Here is a 6,275-nt window from a genome sequence, read left to right on the forward strand (position 1 = left end):
TCTCGCAGACGAACTCCACAATCAACGCTGCTACCTGGGCGACGATGTCAAAGGGGCCGTGTGGTCCCGGCGGCAGTGGCTGAAATTGAGCCTCCGGAATGGCCGCGGCAAACGCAGCGGCCGCCTCGATCGGCACCAGCCGATCGCCTGGACGTGCGAGGACCAGGGTGGGCGCTCGCACCGAAGCCAGCACGCCGCGGATGTCGATCTCCATGAACGCTTTCCACCACAGCTTGGCCATCGTCGGACTCACCATCGCGCGCTGGAGCTTGCCGAACATTTCTCTGACACCTGGTGTCTCGGCTGTGGCGCCGTAGTACAGATCGGCCAGCGCACCTTCTCCCCAACGACGGTCGATCTCGTCGAGCTGCGATTCGATTTCGGCGCGGGTGAACCCCCACGGGAATTCGGGCAGCTCTTGGGAATACCGCGCCGCAGCGCCGTACACAACCAGCGAGCTAACCCTTTCCGGATGGGCGGCAGCGAATAACGCGCACACCGATCCGCCTTCGCTGCTGCCAAACAACGCTGCGCGGTCGACCCCCTCGGCGTCGAGAATCGCCTGCAAATCGTCGAGGCGCTCATCTACTGACAGTGACTGCGTCGACGGGTCCGACAAGCCTGTCCCGCGTCTGTCCCACACGATGAACCGTGTCGACTGAGAAAAGCACTCGATGAATTCCGCGTAAAGGTTCCCTGGTTCGTCGATCGTGTCGACGTTGCTCAGCATCCATCCGGGTGCCCAAATGAGGAATGGGCCAGAATCGCCGAACACGCGGTAGGCCAAGCGCACGTCCCCGTTGCGTGCGTAGCGCAGCTGCCCATCGGTCACGTCAACATCGTGGCATCACCGAGGCCGGAGGTCCTCAGATTTCGTTCATGCGCCGCGTACGGCAGCTTTCGTACGGGACCGTGAGGGGACCACCGGGCCGCGAGCGCGGCCCGTAAGGCGGTTATGCCCTGGTAGATGTGGAGCCGATGACGGGAATCGAACCCGCGTATTCAGCTTGGGAAGCAGGGCGATGGTCAGAACAAGCAAGAGCAGTCGCGCCAATGCGGCGCCCTTTTGGATGGGATGGGTGTCCCCCGGTTGCAGATGGCTACGGGCAGGTCACCGTCATCTCGAACGGCTTGCTCACCACCGGTCCCGGGTTAGCCAGGTCGGTCATGTTGCGACCGGTCGCGACGCCGCTGATCTTGTAGGTGTTGCCGTTCTTGGTGGCGTCTGCCTTGCCGGTGGGGTCTACGCCGCGCAGGTACCCGATTGACACGCCGTCGAACGTGCCCACACCCACGTAGTTGACGACCGGGTTATCGCCTTGCGTCACGGCAGCACCAATGCCGCTGTCGGGTCCACCAATTTTGATGTCGATGATGCCCTCACGCGCCGGGCATTCCACCGGTCCCTGCACTTTCTGGTCCTTGCCATCGACGATCAGTTTCGCCGTCCCGGGAGCAGGGGCAACTGTGCTCTGGGTTGTGCTCGAGTGGCCGCCGCCACCGCATGCAGCCGGAATCCCAGCCATGATCGCCACGCCGCCAACGACTCCCAGGAACTTATGCTTCACGATTCTCCTTCGCGGGTGTCCTTGTCTGGCGCTTTTTCAGCTAACGAAACGTACTGTAGGGCCAACGCAAGGCTCGCATGTTCGTTTGCTGTGTTGAGGCTGCGACACCGCGCAAGTTCGCGGTCACACGGCGTCCATGGCGGTGACACCACCATCCGGCACGGACCTAGCCGTCAACAGTCGTTGCTCGATGAGGTCGGCGCCGCGCGCCACGCCGCCAGTCGCGGCATACCCCTGAGCCACGCGACGCGCTCCGGCGGACATAGTCATCGCCTGGTGCACCTTGTCGTGTAAGCGCGCCGTGGTCAGCTTCCTGTTCGGTAGACGCGTTCCGCAGCGGGCAACTTCGACCCGGCGGGCGACCTCGAACTGGTCGCGCGCTTGCGGCACCACGCATACCGGCACCCCGCGCTCGAGGGCTTTTTGAGTAGCGCCCATTCCGCCATGCGTCACGGCGCAGACAGCGCGCTCCAGCACGACACTGTGCGGCACGAACTCGCGGACCGTCGCATTCGGCGGCACCGTGAGATTCTCGGGTATCCCGGCGGGAAAGGTCGCGATCACATGGAGCGGCTCGTCGGCAAGTGCGAGCATCGTCAACTGGGCCAGGGTGGTGTCCCGCACGCGTTCCGAGGAACTCGACACCAGCACGATGTCGCAGTCGATGTCGTCCAACCAGTCTGGAGCAGATTGGGGCGCAGGATCGAAGGAGCACGGACCGATCATCTGAACAGACTCACCCCAGTCCGGGTGCGGATACTCGAACGGCTCGCCCCCAGCGACCAGCATCAGCGGTGCTCGCCGCAAGTAGGCGTCTCCGGAGTCGACGGGTACGGCCCCGACCTCGGCACGGAGCTTGTTCAGCCGCGGGAGCATTGGCTTCTCGATGAATCCCGTTATCAACGGGCGCAAAGCCTCGTCACGCAAGCGGCCTATCAGGCCAGGCCACGGCCGCAAGCCCGGACCGAAGGGCGGCATACCGCGCGACCGGAGGTAAGGGGTGAACGGCCAAAACGACAGCCAGGGTAGGCCGCTGGCATCTGCCACTGAAGCGGCGCCGCCGCAATTCGAGTCAATGATCAGCACATCAGGCCGCACGTCGGCGATCGCGGCACGCAGGTCGCCGACTTCGAGCTCCGCCCGCTTGGCGAAGGTGTCGAACGCGAGCTTCATGGCGGCACGCAGATTCGGAGCCTTCTCGTCGTGTCTGGAAATTGCCTCTATCCGCTGATCGACGGCCTGAGTGGCGAACCCAAGTTCACGACCGGTCTCGACGCCGGCTTCCAATGTTCGCAGCGCGATGTTGTGACCTCGGCGGCGTAGCTCGATAAGCAACGCACAGATTGGATATAGATGCCCAAGGGCCGGTGTGGTGTACGCAAGTATTTCCCCCATTTCTTCTGGTACCCACTCTGGCAAACTTTTCACACGAGGTTTCCGGCTCAACGGACGTTTGCCCGCCCGAGACCCACTCGAACAGTTTCACAACACCGCCGCCAGAGATCTCGTTCGTCGAGCTAACGGTCACCCTGAATCGCTCTTTTCGGCCCGGGAGCGAAAAACTTGCGTCTACCATCCTTCACGGCCCGTCGACCGAAGGATGGCTCCACCGATGACCGTTTCGCCCGATGCTTCGGACGGAAGTGAGCCGCTACCGTCAACTGCCATCGTGCGATCCGCGGACAGCGATACCTTCACCGCCGACGTCGTGATCATCGGCTCGGGAATGGGCGGCTCCACCCTGGCATGGGCGCTCAAAGACTCCGGATTGTCCGTACTGGTCGTCGAGCGCGGGCACTTTCTTCCACGCGAACCCGAAAACGCAAGTGTCGAAGAAATGTTCATCAAGAAGCGCTACAAGACCGCCGAACCATGGTTCGACGGACACACCGGTAAACCGTTCGACCCCGGCGTGCACTACTGGGTGGGCGGCAATACCAAGTTTTATGGAGCCAGCCTGTCCCGCTTTCGGCGCACGGACTTCGAAGAAGTCCAGCATTATGGCGGCATCTCACCTAAGTGGCCGTTCAGTTACGACGATATGGAGCCCTACTACTGCGCGGCAGAAACGCTCTACGAAGTCCATGGCCGGTCAGGCGAAGATCCCACCGAACCACCCCGCTCGTGCGACTTTCCGTACCCGGCGCTGGAACATGAGCCCGCGGTGGAGCGTTTCGCGGGCTCGTTGAAACGTCAGGGGCTGCACCCCTACCACATGTCCTGCGGCATGAACGTGCAGACCATGGATGATCGGCGAGCGGTCAAGGCAGCGGACGGCCTGCCCGTCCAGGGGGCGAAGAGCGACGCAGAGAACCGCGCCCTGCGGCCCGCCCTGCGCGCGGGCAATGTGCGCATCCTCATCGACACACGGGTGGACCGGTTGCTCACCAACCGGGACGGCTCACGGGTGGTCGCCGCTCAGGCTGTCGTGAACGGGCGGACCATTCTGATCCAAGGTGTTGTATTCGTCGTGTGCGCAGGTGCAGTCAATTCCGCGACGATGCTGATGCGGTCAAGCACCGACACCTATCCGAACGGTCTGGCCAATTCGTCGGGGCTGCTGGGACGCAATTACATGGTGCACAACAGCACCTTTCTCGTCGGCGTCAGTCCGTTCCGGCGGAACCGGACCGTCTGGCAGAAAACCCTCGGACTCAACGACTGGTACGTCGCGGGCCCGGACACCCCTTATCCGCTGGGCAACTTGCAGATGCTTGGAAAGCTGCAGTCCGCCCACATCAAAGGCGTGCATCCCTGGGCGCCACGATGGGCGCTGACGTTCGCGACGGACCGGAGCTTGGACCTTTACCTCACCACCGAGGATCTGCCGCGCCGGGAAAATCGTGTCCGAATCGATGGCGATAGAACCATCTTGGAGTGGACACCGAACAACGTCACACCGCACGTCGAGTTAGTCAAGCGCGTATCGCGCGCGGTTCGGAAGGCTGGTTACCCCATTGTCGTGACCGAGCGCAAAGGCATAACCGCCAATGGCCACATGTGTGGAACCGCGGTCACTGGCGCCGACCCGCGTGACAGCGTCCTCGACCCCTGGTGTCGCAGCCATGACGTGTCCAACTTGTGGATCCTCGACGGCTCGTTTTTCCCGTCTTCGGCAGCGCTCAATCCCGCCCTGACCATCGCGGCGAACGCGCTCCGGGTGGCCCCGAAACTCACCGCAAGCCTTGGATCATGAAGAAGCTCGCAGCGCTCGCCGCTGGCGGGCTCGCCGCGCTGGCCGCCCGCCGGTATGTCGCGATGCGCTATGCGCTCGCCCAAGTGGAGCCCGAGCTGCGCAGCCCTGTGCTGCCGTTTGTGACGGTCACACACTCGGCCAAGACACTGCCAGCACTCCGCCTCGCATACCGAGTCACGATGTCGCCCGGACCTGGTGTCGATGTCGTGACGCGGACCGTCGGCCAACCGGCAACCCGCGTACTGGTCATCACTCCTGAAGGGCACCGAACGAATCGGCCCGCGGTGCTGGCGCTGCACGGGGGCGGGATGATCGTCGGGTCTCCGCAACTCGAGCTGGTGACTCATGGGCGGCTCGCGAGGGAGTTGGGTGCTGTCGTCGTGTCCCCGGACTACCGCCTGGCGCCTGAAAACCCTTTCCCTGCAGCCCTTGACGACTCCATGGCGACGTTGCAGTGGATGCGCCAGAACGCCGGCGACTTGGGTATCGACGCCGACCGCATCGCTGTCGTGGGTAGGAGCGCCGGCGGCGGATTGGCGGCGGCTGTCGCTCAGCGCAGCCACGATGAGGGGTCCACACTGCGCGCTCAGGGACTTATGTATCCGATGCTCGACGACCGCACGGTTCTGAACGACGATGACGAGGGTCGCGGCCGGCTCGTCTGGACTCCCGAATCGAACCGGTTTGCATGGACCGCGTACCTCGGCCGGGCGCCGCGGATGTCCGATGCGCCGGCTTACGCAGCGCCTGCGCGACGCGATGACCTGTCCGGCCTTCCGCCCGCCTGGATCGGCGTCGGCGAGTTGGACCTGTACTACGGCGAGGACGTGGCGTACGCGGAGAAGCTACGTGCGTGCGGCGTGCCGTGTGAGCTGATCACTGTCCCGCGGATGTACCACGCCGCGGACGGCTACGCGCAGAAGGCGCAGTCGATGGAGACGTTCATTCAGGGTTTGGTGAACCATTTGAGGGCACACCTGTGATGCTCACCGGTGGTTTTGGGGGACTTTTGTGCCGCGCTGGCGTAGCTGGGCAAATGTGGAGCCCATGACGAGAATCGACCCCGCGTATGCAGCTTTGGAAGCGATTTGCACAGGCGAACGCGTGATCGGAAGGCCTTGATAGACGGATTAGTGGTTACCGCGCTACGGCGTTAGGCCGCTCGTTGGTGCAGTGATCCGGTAGACGTCGACTGCCTCGGGCAGGCCTTTAAGGTTCTGTGGCCCAAGACTTTCGAAGACTAGGCCCGAGCCCGCTGACAGATCTCGCACTGTCCGGCTGGCCAGCACCTCACCCGCGCCGGCCAACGCGCCAATACGTGCGCCGGTGTGCACGGCCATTCCGCTCCATTCATCGCCGCGGCGCTCGCATTCACCGGTGTGCACGCCCGCGCGGATCGTGATGCCGCGCGCCGCGAGCGCTGGGACCAGATCTAACGCGCAGCGAGCCGCCTTGGTCGGCCCATCGAAAAGCGCGAACACCCCGTCGCCCGTGTGCTTCGCCCGGTGGCC

The 6,275-nt window shown here is 63.8% G+C and carries 6 protein-coding genes; 2 read left to right on the forward strand and 4 right to left on the reverse strand.

Annotated features, from left to right (window positions below):
* The 3 genes from A5791_RS16430 to A5791_RS16440 all read right to left on the reverse strand — a co-directional run.
* A partial coding sequence (locus tag A5791_RS16430; protein WP_156661388.1) for an alpha/beta fold hydrolase occupies positions 1–832 on the reverse strand: 832 nt, incomplete at its 3' end.
* 268 nt (positions 833–1,100) lie between these two features.
* A complete protein-coding gene (locus tag A5791_RS16435) occupies positions 1,101–1,568 on the reverse strand; it encodes a lipoprotein LpqH (protein ID WP_067238954.1) in 468 nt (155 codons plus the stop codon).
* A 123-nt stretch (positions 1,569–1,691) separates the two neighbouring features.
* Entirely contained in the window at positions 1,692–2,963 is a 1,272-nt protein-coding gene (locus A5791_RS16440) for a glycosyltransferase (RefSeq protein WP_067238958.1), read from the reverse strand.
* 217 nt (positions 2,964–3,180) lie between these two features.
* On the opposite strand from A5791_RS16440, the gene A5791_RS16445 reads away from it, so the two are divergent.
* Together A5791_RS16445 and A5791_RS16450 are read left to right on the forward strand one after the other, a co-directional pair.
* Positions 3,181–4,764, forward strand: coding sequence for a GMC family oxidoreductase (locus tag A5791_RS16445; protein WP_067238962.1), 1,584 nt, complete (start codon positions 3,181–3,183; stop codon positions 4,762–4,764).
* The gene (locus tag A5791_RS16450) at positions 4,761–5,747 is read left to right on the forward strand and encodes an alpha/beta hydrolase (RefSeq protein WP_067238965.1); all 987 of its coding nucleotides are present in this window, start codon (positions 4,761–4,763) and stop codon (positions 5,745–5,747) included. Before A5791_RS16445 ends, A5791_RS16450 begins: the two co-directional genes overlap by 4 nt.
* A 162-nt stretch (positions 5,748–5,909) precedes the next feature.
* On the opposite strand, the gene A5791_RS16455 is transcribed toward A5791_RS16450, so the two are convergent.
* Positions 5,910–6,275, reverse strand: a 366-nt coding sequence (locus A5791_RS16455) for an adenylate/guanylate cyclase domain-containing protein (protein ID WP_197504707.1), incomplete at its 5' end; no start/stop codon positions are given.

It is taken from the genome of Mycobacterium sp. 852002-51163_SCH5372311, from assembly GCF_001667115.1.
In the GTDB taxonomy this organism is placed as follows: Bacteria; Actinomycetota; Actinomycetes; order Mycobacteriales; family Mycobacteriaceae; genus Mycobacterium.